Origin of the sequence: Streptomyces sp. NPDC001401, assembly GCF_042895385.1 — a bacterium.
Lineage (GTDB): Bacteria > Actinomycetota > Actinomycetes > Streptomycetales > Streptomycetaceae > Streptomyces.
On the sequence record NZ_JBIAWI010000009.1, the window covers coordinates 389718 to 411684 of the forward strand.

A 21967-nucleotide genomic window follows, 5' to 3' on the forward strand; every position below is an offset into this window, starting at 1 on the left:
GGCCGAGACCGGCAGCCTTCGGATGAGGCGTTCAACGGAGAGTGCAAATGATCATCGATACGGCATCGCTCGACGCCAGGTCGAGCTACAAACTTCTCATCGGCAGCGTTCTGCCGCGCGCGATCGCCTGGGTCAGCACCCGGTCGACCGCGGGCATCGGCAACGTGGCCCCGGTGTCCTTCTTCACCGTCGTCGGCCGCCTTCCCCCGATCGTGTCGATCTCCCTTCAGCCCCGCTCCGACGAGGTCACCCTGAAGGACACGTTCGTCAACATCCGGGACACCGGTGAGTTCGTGGTGAACATGGCGTCGATCGGCCATGCCGACGAGGTGCACCGCTCCGCCTTCGAGTTCGACCCGGAGGTCGACGAATTCGAGGCACTCGGCCTGGAGAAGGGCGAGTGCGAGGTCGTAGCGGCGCCCCGGATCGCCGACGCCCCTGTTTCCATGGAGTGCGTGGTCGACCGGATCATCCCCATGCCCCCGATGCCGGACCACGTGGTCTGGGGGCGCGTGGAGCGCTTCCACGTGCGCGACGACCTCTACCTGCCCGGCGGGCGCATCGACATCGGTGCCCTGGGGGCCGTCGGGCGTCTGGCCGCCGAGTACTCGCTCGTCGACAACATCTTCACCACCCCCCTTCCCGAGGAGCTCGTCGAGCGTCTGCGCGTGACGCGCAGCCCGCGGCTCGATGAACGTCCGACTGACTTCTCACCCATCGACACGGCGGAATGGTCGCCTTCCGGATCAACGAGGACGGAACCGAAATGACCAGAGACCTTGCTCGCACCGACCCGGCCGGTACCGGTGGTGGCGAGGCGCTCCCGCAGGCGCCGACACTGCTGCTCGTCCACGGCTTCCTGGACGATGCCACGGTCTGGGACGGCTTCGTCGAAGCCTTGAAGGGTGCCGTGGCGACGGCGCGTATCGATCTTCCGGGTTCCGGGACCCGTGCGTCCTTTGCCGAGGACACGGAGAAGCTGAGCCTGGCCCTGTTCGCCGACGAGGTCGCATCCGTCGTCGACGACATCAAGGGACCCGTCGTTGTGGTGGGCCAGAGCATGGGCTCCCAGGTTGCCGAACTCGCGGCCGCCGCCCGGCCCGGGCGCGTCGCCGGACTGGTTCTGCTCACGCCGGTCCCGCTCGGGGGTACCCGTCTGTCCGAGGAAGCCGTCGTGCCGTTCCGGGCACTCGGCGGGAACGCGGAGGCCCAGCGTGCCGTTCGCACCCAGCTCTCGCCGGCGCTCGGCAAGGAGGCACTGGATGCGCTGGGCCGCAGCGGCCTGCTGGTTGCCCCGCCCGTGGTCGCACGGTACGTCGACATCTGGAACAACGGTATCGAGGAGGCACCGGAACAGAGCGCGTACTTGGGCCCCGTCCTCATTGTCCGCGGCGACAGCGACGGCTTCGTCACCGAGGAAGTTGTCACCGGCGCCATCGCGCCTCGTTTCCCTGCTGCGCGTCAGGCGACGGTTCCCGGCGGTGGGCACTGGCTGCACGTGGAGTACCCCCACGCCCTGGCCCGCGAAGTCCTTGGCTTCCTCCAGAACTTGAATGCCGGCGATGCGGCTTCGGGCTGGCGCAGCGGCTTCTCGGAGCATTCCGAAAACACCTTCGCCCAGGGCTTCGCCGAGGACGTCGTGCTGGAGGCCAGCATTCTTGCCCGGCCGATCGCCGGTCGGGCACTCGTCGCCTCTGCTCTCGCGGCTGCGAGCACGATCTACGAGTCGCTGGAGTTCACGGCCGAGGCCTCCGACGCGACCACGACCTACCTGCAGTGGAAGGCGACGGCGTTCGGCGGAGTGGAGTTCTCCGGCGTCACTCTTCTGGAGAAGAACGCAGAGGGCGATGTCGTCCGGGCGGCGATCCACCATCGTCCGCTCGGAGCAGTCCTGCGATTCTCCGCCACGGTCCGCGACCGGCTGGTCGGCATCGTCCCGCCCGATCACTTCTATGCGGGTGACCCGCAGCCCGCTCCGGGCGCATAGCCCAGTTCCCCGACTGTCCCGCGCGGCCACCTTCAGCAACCGTGCCTGCAGGAAAGAAATGGAAGACCGATGAGCCATCTTGGTTTCGACATCAACGACCACGTCGCCGAGATCGTCCTGGAGAACCCGCCGCAGAACCGTATCGACGAACAGATGGCCGAGGAACTGCTCGCAGCGGTCGAGAAGGCGGAGTCATCGGGGGCGCGGGCGATCCTGCTGCGGGCCGAAGGGCCTGACTTCTGCTTCGGCGGGGACATCGTCACGTGGCCCGACCTCGACGTGCGGCAGTTGCGGATGCTGTTCGAGCGGTACATGTTCGCCTTCAACCGCTTCGAGCAGATTCCCGTGCCAGTGGTCGCAGCGGTGAACGGCCTGTGCTTCGGCGGGGGCTTCGAACTCGCCCTGCGCTCCGACGTGATCTTCGCCGGCGAGGGCGCCCGGTTCGGGCACCCCGAGCAGACGCTGGGCATCGTCACCCTGCTTGGCGGCATCTACCGATCGGCCGCTCGTGCGGGCCGTGCCAGGGCCTACGAATGGGCACTGACCTCGGAACAGGTTCCCGCTGCCACGATGGCGCAGGCCGGAGTCGTCAACCACATCCTGCCCGATGCCGAAGTCATCGAGGCCGCTCGGGCGTTCGCCCGCAAGGTGGCCGCAGGGCCCACCCGGGCGCACGCCGCGCACAAGGCGCTGCTGCGGGTGTGGGAAGCCGGTGGCGTGAAGGCCGCCGACGACTCGATGTTCGACATCGCCATCCCCCTGTTCGAGTCCAAGGATGTGGCTGTCGCTCTCACGTCGGCCGTGGCGGCCTACAAGGCAGGACGGCCCCGACCCACTGTCGACTTCACCGGGGAATAGGTCCTCTCGCGGGGCCGTCCTGCAGGCGGCCCCGCTCATGCGGTCTGGCCATGGGTCACAGGTGAAAGCGATAGGCTCTTACAGGGGCCATGCAAGAACCCTGACGGCACCAGGAGGACACGATGAGTGCGGCGGTCCAATGGCCGGCCTCGGCTCGCTATGAGGAAGTCGAACACAACGCCCCAGGCGGGCTGGGATTCGTACAGGACCTCTTGAACACAGCGAGCCTGGGCAAGCCACGCCAGCCTGACCTCCTGGAGTCCGTCGATATGGCGGAGCAGTGGCTCCGGTCCTCCCTCGCAACGCTGAGCAGTATCGACTCCAGCGCTCCTTCCGCTCCATGCCCCCTTGATGCACGGGGCCTCGGTCGCCTCCAATCGCTGCGCGACGACCTCCGTGCCGCGCTGGCCACCAGGCATGCCGACGAACCTTCCGCCGCCGTCGCCGCACCGTCGATCGAGACGACGGCAGCCGTCAGTCTGGACGCCGGAGGCGCGCGGCTGCACGCTCGCGGCAAGGGCGTCGAACTTCTCCGCTCGTACGTCATGATCCAACTGGCCGCCGCCACCTATGCCGACACGATGCGGCGACTGAAGGTGTGTGCGAACCCTCGCTGTCGCGGCGCGTTCTACGACCGCTCCAAGAACTGCTCGCGTCTCTGGCACGACGTCACCACCTGCGGGAACACCCAGAACGTACGGGCCTATCGGGCCCGTCTGAAGGAACGCGGGCGCTCCTCGGCGCGGTGATGCGACGGCATCCGCGAGCGGACGCCGTCGCGCGCGGTGCGGGCGCTGCCGAAGATGCTCAGTCACAAAGACCGAGTCAGCCCGGCGGGACGGTGACGCCCGCCACCGCCCGTCCGGCAGCGACCGAGGCAACCGACCCGAAGCGTGGCTGACGCCTCCCGCCGCGGCACGCTGGGCAACCCGCCGTACGGTGTGATCTGCCCGGCGGAGTTCCCGGGATGCTCGTCGGCCGCCGCTTCGTCACGCAGGCCGTCTCCAGCTTGTGCCCCGTGCGTCCTCGCGTCGAACGCGGGCGTCGCTGATCGCGGGGCGGGCTCTGCAGGCGGCCTTCGCCGCCCTGGTCTCGCCTACGTCACCAGCCCCGCTCCTGCCGGAATTCCCGTCGGCCGGCGGCAGGTTGCCATCGGCACCCAGGGTTCCATGGGCGGCGACCGCCCTCGTACCCATGCCCACCGTGCTGCCGACCGGGCTCGGTACGGGTCCACCCTGCCCGCCCAGTCCGGAGCCGCCGCCCAGTCGCTGCCTGCGCCGTTCGCGCTCGGCTCGGCGATCAACGAGCCTCCGCCAGTTCGGCGCTGTCCTCGGCAACCCACGGCGGTCACGGCCGTCGAATCCTTCCACGGCGTCCGGCGGCTCCTCGCAGCTCGCGGTCCGGCGGCCGGACTCCTCCTGTGGACACTTCCTCTGGGCACATGAGGCACGCCCCGCTGCCGCCCGCCGGATGGCCCACCGTCTTGTACATAGCCATTAGTGTTTGGGCTATGTACGAATCGCCTCTCCCGATGTACTGTTACCGCCAGCAGAGCGGCGTTGAGGCCGCTTCGCGAAAGGGTGATGTCACTTGATCTCGAAGGTCTGTCCGAGTGTCGCCGAGGCCGTGGCTGGCATCGAGGACGGGGCAACGATCATGATCGGTGGTTTCGGCAGAGCCGGTCAGCCCGTGGAGTTGATCGACGCCCTTCTCGAGCAGGGCGCCCGCGAACTCGTGGTCATCAACAACAACGCAGGCAACGGAAACACGGGCCTGGCCGCTCTGCTCGCAGCAGGCCGCGTCCGCAAGATCATCTGCTCGTTCCCGCGTCAGAGCGACTCCTATGTCTTCGACCGCCTCTACCGGGCGGGGAAGATCGAGCTCGAACTCGCCCCGCAGGGGACACTGGCGGAACGCATCCGAGCCGCAGGCGCGGGAATCGGCGCGTTCTTCACTCCCACGGGCTTCGGCACCCCGCTGGCCGCCGGCAAGGAGCATCGGGTCATCGACGGGCGCGACCACGTGCTGGAACACCCTCTGCAGGCTGACTATGCGCTGGTGAGCGGCCATCTGGCCGACCGCTGGGGCAACGTGGTGTACCGCAAGACCGCGCGGAACTTCGGGCCGATCATGGCTGCCGCCGCGCAGAGCACCGTCGTACAGGTGGACCGCGTCGTGGAGTTGGGCGCGATCGATCCCGAGACCGTTGTCACGCCGGGGATCTTCGTCGATCGGGTGGTCGGTGTCGGAGAGCGGACATGGCTGCGTGAGGGTGCATTCGTCGGCGCCGCGGACGCGGAGGGCAACCCGAACCCGAGCACCATCGAATCACGGGACGAAAACCGATGACCGTTCTCAGCTCCGGCCTTTCCCGCCGCGAACTCGCCGCCCGCATCGCGCTCGACATTCCCGAGGGCTCCGTCGTGAACCTGGGGATCGGCGCGCCGACACTCGTGGCCGATGCCATCCCCGAAGATGTGGAAGTCGTCCTGCACACCGAGAACGGCATGCTGGCGATGGGGCCCGCACCAGTGCCGGGCCACATCGATCCAGATCTCATCAACGCGGGGAAGCAGCCGGTGACCGAGCGGCCCGGAGCCTCCTATTTCCACCACGCCGACTCGTTCGCCATGATGCGCGGAGGTCACCTGGACATCTGCGTGCTCGGGGCGTTCCAGATATCCGAGCACGGCGACCTGGCCAACTGGCACACCGGCGCTGCCGACGCCATACCCGCGGTCGGCGGGGCGATGGACCTGGCGATCGGTGCCAAGTCGGTGTGGGTGATGACCGATCTGCTCACCCGGGACGGCACACCAAAACTCGTCACACAGTGCACCTACCCCCTCACCGGCGTGGGCTGCGTCACCCGCGTCTACACCAACCACGCGGTATTCGACATCACCCCCGCCGGCTTTGCGGTGCGCGAGTTGTTCGGCACCGCCACGATCGACGCGCTCGCCTCGGCCACCGGCCTGCACCTCGGGGATGGACGAGCCGTCCCCCTTGCCGGCCGTTCCTGACAAGGCGCCAGCACAATTCCGCCACTCGACGACCATGAACGAAAACGGACGAGGTCATGACCGCTAGCTTCGTATACGACGCGCTACGAACCCCTTTCGGAAAGTACGGCAAAGCACTGGCGGGCGTACGCCCGGACGACCTCGCCGCACATGTCATGAGCGCCCTCGTCGAGCGGCAGCCGGACCTGGACCCGGAGCGGATCGACGACATCGTGTTCGGCAACGCCAACGGCGCCGGCGAGGACAATCGCAATGTGGCCCGAATGGGCGCACTGCTGGCAGGGTTCCCCACCAGCACGCCCGGCGTGACCGTCAACCGCCTGTGCGGCTCCGGAGTCGAGACAGTCATCCAGGGCAGCCGCGCCATCGAAGCAGGTGACGCAACGCTCGTGCTCGCCGGCGGCGTCGAGTCGATGAGCCGCGCACCGTGGGTCGTGCCCAAGCCGGACCGAGCCTACCCGGCAGGCAACGCGACCATGATCTCCACAACCCTGGGATGGCGGCTCGTGAACCCCCGCATGCCCGAGCAGTGGACCATCCCCCTGGGACAGACAGCCGAGATCCTCGCGGAACGCTTCGCCATCTCACGCGAGGAGCAGGACGCCTTCTCCCTGCGCAGCCATCAGAACGCGGCACGCGCATTCGCCGACGGCGCTTACGCGGCAGAGATCATCAGCATGCCCGGTGTCCACCTCGACCGCGACGAGGGCATCCGCGACGACACGAGCATGGCCGCCCTTGCCGCGCTCAAGCCGGCATTCCTCGCGAACGGAAGCGTCACAGCGGGCAACTCCTCTCCCCTCAACGACGGTGCCTCCGCAGTACTGCTCGGAGCCGAGAACGCACTGCCCGGAGCACAACCCCTGGCCCGCATCACCGGACGAGGAGTGGCCGGCAACGACCCGGACGTCTTCGGCATCGCCCCGGTGGAGGCAGCCAACCGCGCCCTCGCCCGCGCCGGCAGAACCTGGTCGGACGTCGACCTCGTCGAACTCAACGAGGCATACGCCGCCCAGAGCATCGCCTGCATGCGGCTCTGGCCCGAACTCGATCCCCAGAAGGTGAACGTCGACGGCGGCGCCATCGCCATCGGCCACCCCCTCGGCGCCTCCGGAGGACGCATCGTCGGACACCTCGCACACGCACTTACCGCACGCGGCGGCGGTATCGGCGTCGCCGCCATCTGCATCGGCGTCGGCCAGGGACTCGCAGTAGTGCTCGAAGCATGACCGGGCACACCACAACGGACAACGGCGGGGTTTACGCCCACTGTGTGCAGCGGGATCCTTCAGCTGGCGGCGACGCCGATACCGCCGCCGCGTGCCTGCTGGCCGAGGCGACCGCTTTCGCCTGCATGGCCGCCCAGGGTCCCACCCGCGCCTACGCCGCGCACAAGCCCTGCTGCACGCCTGGGCCGTCGGCGGGATCTCCGCGGCTGACGAAGAGCGGCCTCCCCTCCTGCACGGACAGGTAAGCCTCTGTACAGGGCAGCGATACTCACTTCGGCTCGTCAGGGTGAACCTATGCGCTAGTCCTGCTGACCCTGACCACGTCTAATTCAGTCCTCGCTATCGAGTCCCATACGCCGCCTGATGCGGCTTCGAAGGACCCGGTCCATGATGACCATCAGGGAGTAGACGGCCCCCAACCCCGGCCCGGCGATGAGCACAACCACCACCGATCCGGGTTTCTCGGCTACCAACAAGCCTCCGATGGTCACGGGAACAGCGATGTAGACACCAAGCCGTACCGGGTGCCGCGAAGCCCACTTCTGGAGGCGGGTCCGTGGCAGGCCGGCTCCCGCTACGCGTTCGACCGCCAGGTATCTCTCCGACAGGGCCTGACCCCAAGTCCTCATCTGGCACATGCTACGCAGACGAACGTCTGCACTCCGGACTTCGGCCGTCAAGGTGATGCTGGATCGCCGAGGGTCAGGCCGGTGCCGGCTATGAAGCCGTCGAGAGTGTCGGGCCGGTACTGCAGGCGCTTGAGCCGGTTACGGACGAGGGTCTCGAGTCGGTCGAGGGCGACGACGGCGAGGTTGGCCAGGCTGCGTTTGACGTGTGCCCAGACCCACTCAACGGGGTTGAGGTCGGGCGAGTAGGCGGGCAGGAGGAACACCGTGAGCCAGGCACGCTCGGCGATCAGCTCGCGCATGGCTTGAGAAACATGGGTGTTCAGGCGGTCCCATACCAGCACGATCGGTGCCTTGACGAGCTGGTGGACACCGTCGATCAACGCGATGAAGTCGCGCTCACCCATGCTGCGGCGCTTGCCCCGGCCGGCGGGGTGGGTGCGCAGGCGGTGGCACAGCCGGGTGCGAGACCCGGGCCTCATCGCGATCAGTCCGGCCACTGACAGCCGTCCTGAGCGCCGACCGCTGACGGTCACGACCGGGGTGCGGCCGCGCTGGCCCCAGGTGCGTACCCTGGGCGGCCGGCGGGTGAAGCCTGCCTCGCCTTCGAAGCAGATGTAGCCCCCGCAGGCCGCCCGGGCTGTTTTACCTCGTCCCAGGTCGCCTCCCTCCATACTGTGACGGCCTGCTCGTCGCGCTCGGCGACCCGCCGCGCGGGGACCTGCGGGCTGAAGCCGAGCCGGTGCATCAGCCTCGTCGCCCCAGAGACGCTGTAGGAGACGTGGAACTTCCTGCCAATCAGCGTGGCTACCCTCGCCGCGGTCCACACCTGGTCCTCCACCCATCCGTGCGCGGCCGGGCCCTGTTCCAGATACGCGGCCAGCTTCTCCAGACAGCGCGGGGACAGACGGCATCGCGAACCGCTCGGGCCGCGGGAATTGAGAGCTCGCACACCACCGGACCGCCACAACTGGTGCCACTGGTAAGCCGACTTCCCGCTCACCCGCAGACGCCGTGCCACGTCCAATGGTTTGACGCCCTGCTCGAACAGCTCAGCCGCCTGCATCCGCACCGACTCACGGCGCAGCCGACCCGCAGCGGTCAGCCCGCCCCCATCCGCATATCTCACACGCCCTTGGATAGAGCCACCACACCGGGTCCATCAGGCACATCGCGGAAGTTCACCCCGACGAGCCGAAGTCAGTAAGTCCCGTGAATTGCGCAACAGGACCCTCGGCGCGATCCGCAGCCTTCCTCCCTCGCAGGAGCGATAGAGCCGGCTCGGCACGGTCCGCGTCGCCACCGAGGCTTGGGGATCAGTGCTGTTCGCCGTCACGTTGGTTTCGATCTGCAGGTGCTTCAGTGGCACTTCGCCACGCAGCTTTCCCACAACCCACTCTGGCTGAAGGAGAACCCCGAAATGACGCTCCAAATAGGTGACCTCGCCCCAGATTTCACGGCAGAGTCCGCCACCGGTGAACTGCGTTTTCATGAATGGCTCGGCGAGAGTTGGCGAATATTGTTCTCCCATCCCGGCGACTTCACTCCGGTCTGCACCACGGAGCTCGGTGCGGCCGCCCGACTTGAACCCGAATTTGCCAGGCGTGACACGAAGATCGCTGCGGTGTCGGTCGACTCCGCCAAGGACCATCGCACCTGGGCGAAGGACATCGCCGAGACGCAGGGCGCCCAGGTCAACTTCCCTATGATCGCCGACAGCGATCGGTCTGTTGCAGACCTCTACGGGATGATCCACCCGAACGCATCCGACACAGCGACGGTGCGCACCGTCTTCGTCATCGGGCCCGACAAGAAGATCAAGCTGACCATGACATATCCGGCCAGCACGGGGCGGAACTTCGCAGAGATTCTTCGAGTACTGGACTCTCTGCAGCTCACGGCTCAGCACCAACTGGCCACGCCTGCGGACTGGCAGTAGGGCCAGGAGGTCGTCATCACCGCTGCCGTAAGTGACGAAGAGGCAGCCATTCGGTTTCCCGGATATCGAACGGTGAAGCCATACCTGCGCCTGACGGACCAGCCGTAGTCTCCCGCCGCCCAACCAGCCAATACGGGCGGAGAAAGCAATGATGTCTGCGCAGGCGCGTCGCCGTCCCGGTCGACGGCCCAGACCGCGCCGTCCGAAGTAGCGATCTCGATCAGCTGTACCGTGATCGCGCCGGGACCGGATCCCACGTCGACGATCTGTGCGCAGGGGACCGTTCCGGCGGCCGGTCCACAGGCATGTGTGGTCGCGCCGGCCATGCGGGACGCCGGTCTCGCCCCCGGCGCCCTCCAGCTCAATCCCCCCCACGGGGGCTGGTGCGCCACCTACGCGCTGGTGTCACTGCTCGATCCCGTCCCGCTCGTCATCCTGCGCGACAGCGGCGAAAGCACCCGCGACCCCGGCTGGCCTTGCGGTCGCCGGAGTCATCGACGACCAGGACCCCGCCCCAGGTGCGGGGCGGTGGCCGGGGCAGCCACGATGGGCCGGCGTCCGGCGCGACCATGGGCCGCCGGTCGGTGCTGAACATCTCCGACGTCTCCTGCCTGAGCCCCCCGGGTTGCCAGGTGCCTGGCCTTCGAGCGCACCCCCTCGACCTTCGCCGGCGTCGTCCCCAGGCCCAGCTCCGCCGCGATCTTCTGAGCCTTCGCCGGTCCCCCTGTTCGCCACTCCTCCAGCACACCCAGAATCCGCTGGTAGTCCGGTGCTGGCACCGTCACCCAGGCCCTTGGCCCCAGCGCGCCTGCTGCGCCGAGGCGCGTCCCTCCGGGCCGAGCTTCTGGTGATGCCACGAGAACGCGGCACGACCACCACCTTCCACACTCCGTGGCACCACCAGCCCACGGATCGGCTGCATGTTCGAGGCAGGCAGGCGGATGCCCGCCCACCCGTTTTGCCCGTACATTGTGGATGTGGGTACCGACACCCATGCCTTCATCAGCGATCTCGCTCGAGGGCTCGAGCCGCGAGCGGACCAATTGGTCGATGCGTCGCTGCAGTGCTTGCGCTGGGAGCTTCCGAAGGTGTGGGCATACCAGGACATCGCCGCTGTGCTGCCAATGGCTGCGTCGGAACACATCACCACCCTTCTGGATTTTCTCGAGCAGGGCACAGAGACCGATGTGAAGACGCCGCCTGCCGCCATTGAGCTCGCTCGCCTACTCGCCAAGCACAGGGTGCCGATCAGTGATCTCCTACGCATCTATCGGCTGGTCCAGGCTCGTCTTGTTCATCTGCTCTACGAGGAGACAACCCGTCTCACCGACGCCCCGGAGCTGATCAACGCGGCAACGGTCGCACTGAGCGCGATGGGTTTCGAGTACGTCGATCGCACCGCGGAGCAGGCCGTCGCGGCGTACCAGCAGGAACGCGACCGCTGGCTGCAGCGGCGGCTGAGCGTGATCAATGAGGCCAACACGCGGATCGGGACCACCCTGGACACCGACTGCACCGCCCAGGAACTGGCAGACGTCGGTACCGACCGCTTCGCTGATCTCGTCACCGTCGACCTACTCGACTCCGCGCTCCAGGAGGGGGATGTGGTGCCGGCCCACGTTGCGTCGGCAGTCCGTCGGGTCGCCCAGCAATCCGTATTGGATGGCTGCCCGGACTCAGCAGTCGGCACCGGGGAAAGGCACACATATCCCGAGGGGTCGGAGCCTGCTCGCTCACTGGCCACTGGACAGCCCCTGCGGCACGACATTGAGGGCTCGGACGTTCCGCCATGGTTGGCGGCTTCCCCGGACCGTAGACGTGCCCTGCGGATCTTCGGCATCCACTCAGTGCTCCTGGTCCCGCTGTGGGCCCGCGGAACCCCCCTGGGCCTCGTGCAGTTCCTCCGCCACCGAACCGCACTCCCGTTCGACGACGAGGATCTGCGCCTGGCCCACGAGATCGCGTCCAGAGCTGCCGTGTACATCGACAACGCCCGTCGCTACACCCACGAGCGTTCCACGGCGCTCACGCTCCAGCGCAGCCTGCTCCAGCATCAGGTGCCCGAACAGTCCGCCGTCGAGACCGCCTGCCGCTACCTGCCCTGCGGATCCCGGGCAGGCGTGGGCGGCGATTGGTACGACGTGATTCCGCTGTCCGGTGCCCGCGTCGCACTCGTGGTGGGTGACGTTGTCGGCCGCGGCCTCCACGCCTCTGCCACCATGGGCCGCCTGCGGACGGCCGTCCGTACTCTCGCGGACATCGACCTGATGCCCGACGAACTGCTCACCCACCTCGATGACGTGGTCATCCGGATGCAGCGTGAGCAGGAACGGGGTGCGGACGAGATAATCGCCACCTGCCTGTACGCGGTCTACGACCCGGTCTCCCGCCTGTGCTCCCTGGCCAGCGCCGGACACGTTCCACCGGCCGTCGTCACTTCCCTGGACTCCGGCGGCCACAGCCCAGCCCTCCGGGTGGTCGGCTTCCCGGAACTGTCAAGCGGCCCGCCTCTGGGTCTGGGCGGCCTCCCCTTTGAAACAGCCCAATTCCAACTGCCGGAAGGCAGTCTCCTGGTCCTGTTCACCGACGGCCTCATCCAAAGCCGTGCTCGCGACGTGGACACCGCACTCACGCTGCTGCGCAACGTCCTTGCCCGAGCACCCGCTTCGTTGGAGGCGACCTGCGAGGACCTGCTGTCCGCGCTGCTGCCCGGCCGCCCCACCGATGACATCGCTCTTCTCGTGGCGCGAACCCGAGCGCTTGACGCCAGGCATGTCGCCACATTGGATCTCCCCTCCGACCCGGCGCTCGTGGCCGGCGCCCGCACCTACGCATCCGACCAACTCGCCGCCTGGGGCCTGGAAGAACTGTCCTTCACCACGGAGCTCATGGTCAGCGAACTGGTGACCAACGCCATCCGCTACGGCAAAGCCCCCATACAGCTGCGGATGATCCTCCAGTCCACTCTGACGTGCGAGGTCTCCGACGCCAGCAGCACCGCCCCGCACCTGCGCCATGCCCGGGTCTTCGACGAAGGCGGCCGTGGCCTGCTCCTGGTCGCCCAGCTCGCCGAGCGCTGGGGCGCACGGCACAGCGGTGAGGGCAAGGTCATCTGGGCCGAACAGGCCCTCCCGGGCAGAGGCAGCTCCGAGCTCAGGTCTGTGACGGCGCCCTTGAGACCGTAGAGAGACGAGATCACCCGGGGCCGGCTCGGGGCTTGCGGAGCACGCTCAGTCAATGAGGGCGGACTGACCTTTCGGTACCAGTCCTTCGCGTCGCAGTCTGGAAGGTGACGTGTCGAACCACCGACGTACCGCACGAGTGAGGCTGGACTGTTCCTGCATCCCCAGGCTGGCCGCGATCTGCGAGAAGGACAGGTCGGTCCTCGTGATCAAGTCCAGGGCCTGACTCCTGCGTACACGATCGACGACGCCGGAGAAGGTCGTGCCCTCCTTGGACAGGGACCGCTGCAGTGAACGCGGATGGAGGCTCAGCAGGCGCGCGACTTTCGACAGGTCCGGACCGCTGGATCCGAGCTGTTCGCCGAGAATCGCTGCGACCAGGTCCGACATCGGCACGTGCTGGTGGCCGAAGTGCGTTTCGAGATGGTCCATCGCGATGTCGTGAAGCAGGTCGTCGCCGCCGCTGACCGGTGTCGAGAACAGTTGGCTCGGGACACGCAGGACCGCGCTCGGACAGTCGAATCTGACCTCGGCCCCGAAGTACTTCCGGTAGGAGCTTTCCTGTACCAGGCGAGCGTGTGGAAGCAGGACCGAACGAAGTCCGTACGGTGCGTCGCCGTGGAGCAGCGTCAGGACTCGGTGGACGATCCCGATGCCGTAGTCGATCGCCTGTGGTGAGGCGTTGATGCCCGTGGTCGTGTAGCGAAGGCCGACCACACCGGGACTTCCCAGCGGATCGTCGGTTTCCTCGAGTGAGAGGGCCGGGCTGTAGACGAACAGGTACCGGCTCGCGCACTCGACGGCCTCGCCGATCGTGCGTGAGTTCTCCATGGCGATCGCCAGCGGCCCCAGCACATGCAGATCCTGCTGCGCCGCCATCCTCAACCCGAGGTCCGGAAGCGTGAATCGGCGGGCCGTTTCCTCGAGAACGCGCTCCACCAGTCGGAGACTGGCGAACGAGTTGCCCTCGGCGATCCTCGCCTCGTCGAAGCCGTATGCCGCGAGGAGTTCGGGGCCCGAGCCGCCGATCTCGGTGACGAGCGCGGAGAGCCCCTGCAGGGCCGAGCACCGGACAGGAAGATCGGTGTCACGCAAGGACAAATCCTTGTCGCCTCAGGGCAAGTACCGGAATGTTTCAACGAAGCAAACTACACGTCACGACCGAGAGGACAGCTTCTACCGAGCTGGAGCCGAAGTGACTGTCGCCCCATCCATGCTAAGCCCCGCCGACCTGCTGACACCCGAAGAGTTGGACGTCCGCTGGAGGCTCGCCGTCCGCGACCGCCTTGTCTCCATGGACCTGCAGCTCACAGGGCCGGACCAGCGCTTCGGATCTGCCGAGGAGCTGGACCTCGGAGACCTTCTCATCACCGACTGGGTGTGCCCGCAGGTCGAAGGGACCCGAGGCAGAAACGCAGTGCGTCAGGACGATGACGCGCTGCTGCTCCTCGCGGCCAGGGCCGGCCAACAGATCATCGAGACTTCTGACGAGACCGTCATCCTGCGACCAGGAACGGTTCTCATCATGAGCACCCGCACCACCGGGCGGTTCGTCATCCCGGATCACCTGGCCAAACGAACGGTCCGGGTGCCCATGAGCGCCCTGTCCCCGTTCGACGCGGGGGGCGGTGCACCCGGTTGCCTGCTCCTGGACACGGCTCAGAGCCCTTTCGCCAACCTCCTCCACGGCTTCCTCATGAGCATGGACCGTCAGGTCGGGCGGATGTCCCCGGCGGAGGTCGAGGGAGCGCGCAACGCCCTCCTCGTCCTCATCGCCGGCATGATCCGTGCGAGTCGACCCCACATCGGCGACGACGAGTTCCTGCATTTGCTCCGACGGCGGCTGGAAGACTGGATCATCGACCATCTCGCCGGTGGACCGGTCAGAGTCGCCGACCTCGCCGCCGCCCACAGCGTTTCTCCGAGGACGGTCCACCGGGCCTTCGCGTCGACCGGAGACACCGTCGGGGCGGTCATCCGCATGCACCGCCTGGCAGCGGCCAGAGGCGACCTGGTGAACACGAACCTCTGCATTGCCGCGATCGCGCACCGGTGGGGCTTCTGCGATGCCAGCCACTTCGGACGGGAGTTCCGTCGAGAGTTCTCGCTGTCGCCCGGCGACTACCGGGAAGCCCACGGATGCGCCTGACCGTCTCCTCGTAGGCCGTGGCACACCCATACCAGCCCGCGGCGCGATCCTTCTATGAGCCCTCACAGGCATTCGTGGATTCTGGGCCCGGCACCACTACTCGCGAGTGTCGGATCACTCCGAGTGAACCTCCACACGACCGACGGACCATCGCAAGCGAATCGGAAGATCCCATGAATCGAGAAGACATCGAGTTCCAGGGCGAGGGCGGCGTCACCCTCCGGGGCTGGTTCTATCCGGCCAGGAACACCATCACGCCGGCACCGGTCGTGGTCCTGGCGCACGGGCTGTCATGCGTCAAGGAGATGCACCTCGACGACTATGCCGTGGTCTTCTCAGAAGCCGGCCTCAACGTGCTCGCCTACGATCATCGGAACTTCGGCGACAGTGAGGGAACTCCCCGGCAGGAGGTCGACCCGGTCCTGCAGTACCGGGATTTCCGGAACGCGATCACCTACGCCACCACCCGCCCCGAGGTGGACGCGTCGAAGATCGGCATCTGGGGCTCCAGCTTCTCCGGTGGACACGTCCTCATGGTCGCGGCGATCGACAAGAGGGTGAAGGCCGTCGTCTCCCAGGTGCCGTTCATCACGGGTCCGCGCACCCTGAGCCGGGCGATCCGGCCGGACTTCATCCCGGTCTTCCGTGCGATCCAGGAGGGCGACCGACTCAACCGGTTCACCGGCGGAGAGCCCGCCATGGTCCCGGTCGTCGCGGCCGACCCTACGGCGCAGGCCGTGATGCCCGCGGCCGACGCCTACGAGTGGTTCAGCAAGACGTCGGCGGACCGGGCGCCCAACTGGAAGAACGAGTTGACGGCTCGAAGCATGGAAATGGTGACCGAGTACGCCCCGGGTACCTTCATCAGCCGCATCGCGCCGACCCCGCTGCTCATGATCGTGGCTGACAACGACAGGGTGGCACCGTTCGAGTTGGCCCTCGACGCGTACGAAGAGGCCCGGGAGCCGAAGCAGATCATCGTCAAGCAGGGCGGCCACTTCGACTTCTACAGCGGCCCCGGCTTCGACGAGCTCTCCGCAGCCGCACGGGACCACTTCGTCAAGCACCTCCGGGGCTGAGCCCCTCTCCTGAGCCCCCCTCCTGAGCCGCATCGACGAGCCGCACCTTCCGTCACCGATCCATCCATCAAGGAGCCGCAATGCCGTACTGGGAGATCTTCACCCCGAAGAGCGCCTTCACCCCGGAGGACAAGGAACAACTGTCCGAGAGGATCACCTCGCTCTACACGGACTACGCCTATGACCTGCCGAAGTTCTATGTCGTCGTCCTGTTCAAGGAAATGCCAGCGAACACCATGTACGTCGGTGCTAAGGCAAACAACAACTTCATACGGATCCGCGTGGACCACATCGCCCGGCAGATGGACGACCCCGAGATGCGGTTCCTGTGCATGGAGGTCATCGAGGAGAAGCTGGCGCCGTTCGTGAAGGAGCGTGGCTACGACTGGGAGGTCCACATCGACGAGACCCCCATGGACCTGTGGCGCGTCCAGGGCCTCGTTCCGCCTCCGCCGGAGTCCGACATCGAGAAGCTCTGGGCCAGGGAGAACCGTCCCGTCCCCTACGAGCTGACCCGCTGACCCCTGACCGAGGTCCCGAGGCACCGTGGGGGTCCTGTCCACCGTGCGGGCCCCGGGACCTCATCCATCTCCGGAGGATCCGTCTGAGGAGCGCATGATGACCACAGCGCGTACCACCCGCGGCGAGGGCACCCGCTACCGCATCGACCGGCCGACCTTCGCGGACATCATGCGCGATCTGCGGATTCCGGGGGGCGACCTGGGAGCCGGGGACAGGATTCCCCACATCGACTTGCCGACAACTGACGCAGGCCGCTTCAGCAGCGAAAGTATCGCCGCGGACGGCCGTCCCGTCCTGCTCGTCTTCGGTACACTGACCTGCCCGGTAACCGAGAGCGCGGGGCGGGGGCTGCTCGACCTGCACCGCACGTACGGTGACGCGATCCGGTTCGTGGTGGTGAACGTTCGTGAGGCACACCCTGGCGCCGAGACTCCGCAGCCACGCATGATCGACGAGAAGATGCGTAACGCGGGCGCTCTCAAGGGCCATCACGGTTTCGGCTTCGAGGTCGCCGTCGACGGCATCGACGGCACGGTGCATCGCGCGTTCGGCACGCGCCCCAGCTCGGCGTACATCATCGACCCCTCAGGCACCATCGTGTTCCGGGCACATTGGTCGAACAGACTGGAGCCGCTCGAGGAGGCGCTGCGTGCCGTCGTCGTGGGCCGAGCACCCTTGCCTACGAATGTGGGGCAGACGACACGCGCACTGACGCGGATGACGGCGTATGCGGATACCGCGCTCGCTGCGGCCGGTCGTGGGGCCCTGCGCGATTTCTGGCGAGCCGCACAACCGGTCGCAGCGATGATCACGCTGTCCGGACTTTTCCGCTCCCTGCCGAGCGAACGGCGCGTCGCGCCGACCGTCGCGATCACTCTGGCACTCTGCGCTGCCGCTGTCTCCGCGGGGTTGCTTGTCCTTCAGTGAGCCGTATCAACCGCTCCAGCAGCCACGGTGGTGCTTCAGAGCAACGTGGCGCTCGCATACCAGCGCTCGGCGCACTCGTTCTATGAGTCGCCGAGCGTGCGTTCATAACGTGACTCCGCCGCCGACGTGCGTAATGCCGCGTCGGCCGACAACACCGCAACCGGAGGTATCTCGTGACCACTGCCCCCCACTCCTCGCCGGCCGCACCCATCCGCGCCACGGTCTTCGTCGGTCGCTGGCCGAATGTCCCGGCCGAGGAATTTCCCGGCGTACCGAACGGCACCTTCTCGCCCACCACGGCCACGCTCGTGAGCGGCGCCACCGAGGTGGTCCTGATCGACGCGCTCTACCTCAAGGACGACGTCCGTGACCTCGGTGACCTGATCGAGCGCACCGGCAAGAAGCTCACGACGATCTACATCACCCATGATCACGCCGATCACTACCTGGGCTTCGGACCGCTCCTGGAGCGGTTCCCGGAGGCGAAGGCCGTGGCGCTGCCCCACGTGGTCGAGTCCATGAAGCAGACCATGCAGCTTCAGATCGAGCAGTGGGGCATGCTGTTCGGCGACTCCTGCATCATGGCGGGGCCGCTTCCGGAGCCACTCGAAGGCGACACGCTGTACGTCGACGGATCTCGCCTGCACATCATCGAGGTGAAGCAGGCCGACATCCATCCCACGAGCATCGTGCACATCCCCGAGATCGACGTCGTCGTGGCCGGTGACTCCATCTACAACGAGATCCACCCGATGCTCGGCCTGTCGACGCCCGACGAGTGGCAGGACTGGCTCGAGACTGTCGACACCGTGGAGAGCCTCCGCCCGCGCATGATCGTGTCCGGACACCGCAGGCCCGACGGCGACGACTACGCGGTCGAGACCATGATCGCCCAGACCCGCGCCTACATCCAGGACTTCGCGTCCGCCTCCGAGGTCGCGAAGGACGCCGAAGAGCTGGTGGCCACCATGGTGGAGAAGTACCCGCACCACGGCAACGTCTGGACGCTCCAGTTCTCCGCCGGCGAGGCGATCGCGAAGCGCGATGCTGCTGAGTGACCGAGCCTGTCACCCGAAGCCCGCACTGTTGCCTTCGCGTCGAAACGCGCCACACCACGATAGGTGACCTCACCATGAATTTCGCCTCTCTGCCCGACCGTCGCGCCGCATCCACTCCGGATGGGCCCGCGGTTGCCGACGGGCGTCAGTCGCTCACCAATGCCCAGTTCCTGACCCGTGTCCGGGCTGCTGCTCGTCACCTTCAGGACCTTGGGATCGGTACCGGCGATGTCGTGGCGCTCAAGCTGAGGAACCGCGTCGAGTTCGTGCTTCTGCTGTTCGCGGCCTGGCGGCTCGGGGCGACCGTCACCCCGGTCAATCCGAGCCTGACCGAGGGTGAGGTCGCGCGGCAGGTCCACGACTCGGGCGCACGCGTGCTGGTCGTCGAGGATGGCACGACCGCTGCAGGCGTCGCCACGCTGGCCGTCGACGACCTGTACGGAGAGGTGGTGGGGTCGGGTCCGACGCCGCAGCCGGACTCGACCGCGCCGGCACTCTTGATCTACACCAGCGGAACGACGGGCGTACCGAAGGGCGTGATGCTCGACCACTCCAACATCGACGCGATGGCGGCGATGGGGTGCCGGGCGATCGAGGCCGGGCCGACCGACCGCTGCTTGCTGATCCTGCCGCTCTTCCATGTCAACGCCATCGTGGTCAGCGTGCTGATGCCGCTGGTGGCAGGCGGCAGTGTCTTCATCACTGATCGATTCGACCCCAAGACATTCTTCGATCTCGTCGAGCGGGAGCGGCCCACCTACTTCAGTGCCGTGCCCACGATCTACAACATGCTCGAGGCGCTGCCGGCCGATGTTCGACCTGACACGTCCTCGCTGCGTTTCGGCACGTGCGGTGCGGCACCCGCCTCCGCCGAATTGCCGGTCCGTTTCGAGGCTCGGTACGGCTTCCCCATCATCGAGGGCTACGGGTTGTCCGAAGGAACCTGCTTCTCCACCGTCAACCCCGTCGCGGGTCCGCGCCGGGCAGGCACCGTGGGGGTTGTCGTCCCGGGGCAGGAGCTCCGGATCGTCGACGAGCAGGGTAACGAGCTGGCGACCGGCATGGATGGTGAGGTCATCGTGCGCGGCCCCAACGTCATGCGTGGTTATCTCGGCCGGCCGGAAGACACGGCGAAGACGATCGTGGACGGCTGGCTGTACACAGGCGACGTGGGCCACCTGGACGCGGACGGCTACCTGACCCTGGTCGGGCGGTCAAAAGACATGATCATCCGTGGTGGCGAGAACATCTACCCCAAGGAGATCGAGGACGTCCTCACGGCTGACCCGTGTGTTCTCGAGGCCGCTGTCATCGGTGTGCCTGACGACAAGTGGGGAGAGGTGGTGGTCGCCTACGTCCAGCCGCGGCCTGGTACGACCGTCCACCCCGCGGCTCTGGAAGCGCTGACTGCGCAACACCTCAGTGGCTACAAGCGGCCGACGTCGTTCTTCGTGGTCGACGCCCTCCCCAAGAACGCCGTCGGCAAGATCGACAAGCCCTCGTTGCGGGCCGCTCACGCTGCAGCCCTGTCATCCCATTGACCACCAGCAGATGCTCGGTCATCGAGGGCTCGCCATCTTCGAAGGTCGGGTGGCCCGCGGGGCGAGATTCCCTCCCACCACCCGATCGTCTTCGAAGGTGCTGGCTGGAGGGACCGGCGTGACGCTTCAGGGGCATGCTCGTGCGGATGGACGACCGAGAGGCAAGGGGCGAGCATCTGACGAACGGTTCCATGTCCCGCGCCGCGTCCGACCTCCGCAACTCACCACGGCCTGCGCGACCGACGACCCTGCCTGCGTCTTGGCAGTGCACATTGGCCATCGCGACGCCCACGACGGGATGGCGCGGAGGCGGTCAGGAGCCGGCTCACCCGGACTGAGCGCATGCGAGCCGGTGAGACGCCCGGCAGAACTTCGGCCACCGCCCACGCCCGATCGGACGAGCTGTCTCCTGATCCGGATCGGTGGTGGGCCTGGGCGTGATCGCCCTCGCGCAGCCGATGGTGTCTTGGACACCACGATCGTGAACATCGCTCTGCCCTCGGCCCAGCGGGGACTGGGGGCGTTCGATGACAGCCGCCAGTGAGTGATTACCGCATACACGCTCGCGTTCGGGAGTCTGCCTGCGGGCGGTCGGATCGCCGACCTGGTCGGACGCGAGCGGACCTTCCTTGTGGGCCTGGTCGGCTTCGCGGCAGCGTCCGCCCTGGCGGCGCCGCGACGGGCCCCGGCCTGCTCTTCGCGGCGCGTGCCTGCAGGCGGTGCCGAGCAGCAGGGTGCTTACCCGCCCGACCGGGTGACGCTCACAGCGGCCCCGCCGGCGATGCAGGTGCCGTACCAAGCCGCTCAGCGGTGGCTGGTTGCCTGTCACGCGGGCCGCTTCGATGCCCTGGATGTTTCATCGAGGGCCTGGGTTGAGGACGCTTGGTCTCCCGACAGCGGCGCTCCAACGGCAGGCGTCCGGCGTCGCGGCCCGGAGGGATCGGCCGAGCCCCCGGTAGGCACAGTGCACGAGATCGTCACCTTTGTCGATCCGGGGCCGATAGTGAGGGCGCACCGGAGCGCCGAGCGCCGCCGGGAGGCGTGGGTTCGAACTGCCGGAGCGAGGCAGGCGTACCCAGGGAGGCCTGGCAGGCCGACCATCCCCAACTCGACATCTGGGTGCTCGACTTCTCCGGGAAGCCGGGGCGCCCGTGGCTGACCGAGCACGACGTAGCCGTGATGGGAGAGAGCCGACGTCGTTCGTCAGCCTGCGGTCGCGGACCGGTGGTCGGTGCCCAGCATGGCCAGCACCAGCGTCGCGTAGCGGCGGCCGAGGCTGACGGGTGTGTGGTGGCCGCCGGGGGCGTACCAGCGGCTGACATCGACGCCGAGGGAGAGTACCGCCAGCGCTACACCGCCCGGGTCCTCGGTGCGGAACGCCCCTGACGCGATGCCGGCCGCGATCTCGTCGAGCACCACTTCCTCGGTGCGGCGGCGGAGCCGGAGGATCTCGTCACGGTGGTCCGGCGCGAGGGCGCCGAGCTCGTACTGGACGACGCGGGCCAGCAGGTGGTGGCGGGCGTGCCAGGCGGTGTAGTCGTGAACCAGCGCCCGAAGCCGGCCGACCGCCGTCACCTCCTCCGCCAGGGCGCGTTCCACTGCGGCCAGTGCGCTGCGGTGGCCGGCGAGGCTGATCGCGTAGAGGAGGTCTTCTTTCGTGCGGTGGTGTGCGTAGACGGCCGACGGGCTCATCCCGGCGGCGGCGGCGATGTCGCGGGTGGAGGCGCCGTGGTAGCCGCGGGCGGCGAAGGCCGTGAGCGCCGCCTCGAGGATGCGCCGGGAGCCGGGGCCGGCCTCGCCCCACAGGTCGTCGGTTGCGCTGGTTGTCACGCGCCCATTCTTGCGGA

17 protein-coding genes and 3 pseudogenes are annotated in these 21967 nt (G+C 67.5%); 16 read left to right on the plus strand and 4 right to left on the minus strand.

All coding sequences use genetic code 11. The features are described 5' to 3' along the window. Positions 1-47: 47 nt before the first annotated feature. The 7 genes and pseudogenes from ACFY10_RS29375 to ACFY10_RS29405 all read left to right on the plus strand — a co-directional run bounded on the left by ACFY10_RS29375 (position 48) and on the right by ACFY10_RS29405 (position 7097). Positions 48-770 carry a flavin reductase family protein gene (locus ACFY10_RS29375; protein ID WP_390668208.1) on the plus strand — a complete coding sequence of 241 codons (723 nt, stop codon included), beginning with the start codon at positions 48-50 and terminating at the stop codon, positions 768-770. After that, positions 767-1987 (plus strand): alpha/beta fold hydrolase, encoded by a 1221-nt coding sequence (locus tag ACFY10_RS29380; RefSeq protein ID WP_390668209.1) that lies wholly within the window; start codon positions 767-769, stop codon positions 1985-1987. Before ACFY10_RS29375 ends, ACFY10_RS29380 begins: the two co-directional genes overlap by 4 nt. A 69-nt stretch (positions 1988-2056) precedes the next feature. Next, the gene (locus ACFY10_RS29385; RefSeq protein ID WP_390668210.1) at positions 2057-2845 is read left to right on the plus strand and encodes an enoyl-CoA hydratase/isomerase family protein; all 789 of its coding nucleotides are present in this window, start codon (positions 2057-2059) and stop codon (positions 2843-2845) included. Positions 2846-2967: 122 nt separating this feature from the next. Then, positions 2968-3594 (plus strand): CGNR zinc finger domain-containing protein, encoded by a 627-nt coding sequence (locus ACFY10_RS29390; protein ID WP_390668211.1) that lies wholly within the window; start codon positions 2968-2970, stop codon positions 3592-3594. An 841-nt stretch (positions 3595-4435) separates the two neighbouring features. Then, positions 4436-5092: pseudogene (locus tag ACFY10_RS29395) on the plus strand (3-oxoacid CoA-transferase subunit A); the annotation flags it as partial. Positions 5093-5190: 98 nt separating this feature from the next. Continuing rightward, positions 5191-5868 carry a 3-oxoacid CoA-transferase subunit B gene (locus tag ACFY10_RS29400; RefSeq protein ID WP_390668212.1) on the plus strand — a complete coding sequence of 226 codons (678 nt, stop codon included), beginning with the start codon at positions 5191-5193 and terminating at the stop codon, positions 5866-5868. A gap of 56 nt (positions 5869-5924) precedes the next feature. Beyond that, positions 5925-7097: a thiolase family protein gene (locus ACFY10_RS29405; protein ID WP_390668213.1), complete on the plus strand. Its 1173-nt coding sequence runs from the start codon at positions 5925-5927 to the stop codon at positions 7095-7097. A gap of 676 nt (positions 7098-7773) precedes the next feature. Here the strand turns inward: ACFY10_RS29405 and ACFY10_RS29410 are convergent. Together ACFY10_RS29410 and ACFY10_RS29415 are read right to left on the minus strand one after the other, a co-directional pair. After that, positions 7774-8340, minus strand: coding sequence for a transposase (locus ACFY10_RS29410; RefSeq protein WP_390668254.1), 567 nt, complete (start codon positions 8338-8340; stop codon positions 7774-7776). After that, positions 8256-8852, minus strand: a complete 597-nt coding sequence (locus tag ACFY10_RS29415; RefSeq protein WP_390668214.1) for a winged helix-turn-helix domain-containing protein — start codon at positions 8850-8852, stop codon at positions 8256-8258. The genes ACFY10_RS29410 and ACFY10_RS29415 overlap by 85 nt, the downstream gene beginning before the upstream one ends. 291 nt (positions 8853-9143) lie before the next feature. Between ACFY10_RS29415 and ACFY10_RS29420 the strand changes: the two are divergent. Both ACFY10_RS29420 and ACFY10_RS29425 read left to right on the plus strand, forming a co-directional pair. Continuing rightward, a pseudogene (locus ACFY10_RS29420) lies at positions 9144-9770 on the plus strand (peroxiredoxin). A gap of 833 nt (positions 9771-10603) precedes the next feature. After that, complete coding sequence (locus ACFY10_RS29425) at positions 10604-12847, plus strand: SpoIIE family protein phosphatase (RefSeq protein WP_390668255.1); 2244 nt, start codon at positions 10604-10606, stop codon at positions 12845-12847. Positions 12848-12892: 45 nt separating this feature from the next. Here the strand turns inward: ACFY10_RS29425 and ACFY10_RS29430 are convergent, their stop codons facing one another. Then, a complete protein-coding gene (locus tag ACFY10_RS29430; protein WP_388539822.1) occupies positions 12893-13939 on the minus strand; it encodes an AraC family transcriptional regulator in 1047 nt (348 codons plus the stop codon). A gap of 100 nt (positions 13940-14039) precedes the next feature. On the opposite strand from ACFY10_RS29430, the gene ACFY10_RS29435 reads away from it, so the two are divergent. The 7 genes and pseudogenes from ACFY10_RS29435 to ACFY10_RS29465 all read left to right on the plus strand — a co-directional run. Further along, complete coding sequence (locus tag ACFY10_RS29435) at positions 14040-14993, plus strand: AraC family transcriptional regulator (protein ID WP_390668215.1); 954 nt, start codon at positions 14040-14042, stop codon at positions 14991-14993. Positions 14994-15166: 173 nt separating this feature from the next. After that, the gene (locus tag ACFY10_RS29440) at positions 15167-16072 is read left to right on the plus strand and encodes an alpha/beta hydrolase (RefSeq protein ID WP_284432432.1); all 906 of its coding nucleotides are present in this window, start codon (positions 15167-15169) and stop codon (positions 16070-16072) included. An 80-nt stretch (positions 16073-16152) separates the two neighbouring features. Beyond that, a complete protein-coding gene (locus ACFY10_RS29445; protein WP_390668216.1) occupies positions 16153-16593 on the plus strand; it encodes a tautomerase family protein in 441 nt (146 codons plus the stop codon). A gap of 94 nt (positions 16594-16687) precedes the next feature. Further along, positions 16688-17521, plus strand: coding sequence for a peroxiredoxin family protein (locus ACFY10_RS29450; protein ID WP_390668217.1), 834 nt, complete (start codon positions 16688-16690; stop codon positions 17519-17521). Positions 17522-17694: 173 nt separating this feature from the next. Further along, on the plus strand, positions 17695-18579 hold the full coding sequence (locus tag ACFY10_RS29455) for an MBL fold metallo-hydrolase (protein WP_390668218.1): 885 nt from the start codon (positions 17695-17697) through the stop codon (positions 18577-18579). 74 nt (positions 18580-18653) lie between these two features. After that, positions 18654-20120, plus strand: coding sequence for a class I adenylate-forming enzyme family protein (locus ACFY10_RS29460; RefSeq protein ID WP_390668219.1), 1467 nt, complete (start codon positions 18654-18656; stop codon positions 20118-20120). A gap of 342 nt (positions 20121-20462) precedes the next feature. Next, positions 20463-20867, plus strand: a pseudogene (locus ACFY10_RS29465) (MFS transporter); the annotation flags it as partial. A 456-nt stretch (positions 20868-21323) separates the two neighbouring features. Here ACFY10_RS29465 and ACFY10_RS29470 read toward each other — a convergent pair. Continuing rightward, complete coding sequence (locus ACFY10_RS29470; RefSeq protein ID WP_316765879.1) at positions 21324-21950, minus strand: TetR family transcriptional regulator; 627 nt, start codon at positions 21948-21950, stop codon at positions 21324-21326. Positions 21951-21967: the final 17 nt, after the last annotated feature.

Bases quoted from the DNA above. Each gene is read 5' to 3' on its own strand.
- ACFY10_RS29375 (WP_390668208.1), top strand. From the start codon at position 48: ATGATCATCGATACGGCATCGCTCGACGCCAGGTCGAGCTACAAACTT.
- ACFY10_RS29380 (WP_390668209.1), top strand. From the start codon at position 767: ATGACCAGAGACCTTGCTCGCACCGACCCGGCCGGTACCGGTGGTGGC.
- ACFY10_RS29385 (WP_390668210.1), top strand. From the start codon at position 2,057: ATGAGCCATCTTGGTTTCGACATCAACGACCACGTCGCCGAGATCGTC.
- ACFY10_RS29390 (WP_390668211.1), top strand. From the start codon at position 2,968: ATGAGTGCGGCGGTCCAATGGCCGGCCTCGGCTCGCTATGAGGAAGTC.
- ACFY10_RS29400 (WP_390668212.1), top strand. From the start codon at position 5,191: ATGACCGTTCTCAGCTCCGGCCTTTCCCGCCGCGAACTCGCCGCCCGC.
- ACFY10_RS29405 (WP_390668213.1), top strand. From the start codon at position 5,925: ATGACCGCTAGCTTCGTATACGACGCGCTACGAACCCCTTTCGGAAAG.
- ACFY10_RS29425 (WP_390668255.1), top strand. From the start codon at position 10,604: ATGCCCGCCCACCCGTTTTGCCCGTACATTGTGGATGTGGGTACCGAC.
- ACFY10_RS29440 (WP_284432432.1), top strand. From the start codon at position 15,167: ATGAATCGAGAAGACATCGAGTTCCAGGGCGAGGGCGGCGTCACCCTC.
- ACFY10_RS29445 (WP_390668216.1), top strand. From the start codon at position 16,153: ATGCCGTACTGGGAGATCTTCACCCCGAAGAGCGCCTTCACCCCGGAG.
- ACFY10_RS29450 (WP_390668217.1), top strand. From the start codon at position 16,688: ATGATGACCACAGCGCGTACCACCCGCGGCGAGGGCACCCGCTACCGC.
- ACFY10_RS29460 (WP_390668219.1), top strand. From the start codon at position 18,654: ATGAATTTCGCCTCTCTGCCCGACCGTCGCGCCGCATCCACTCCGGAT.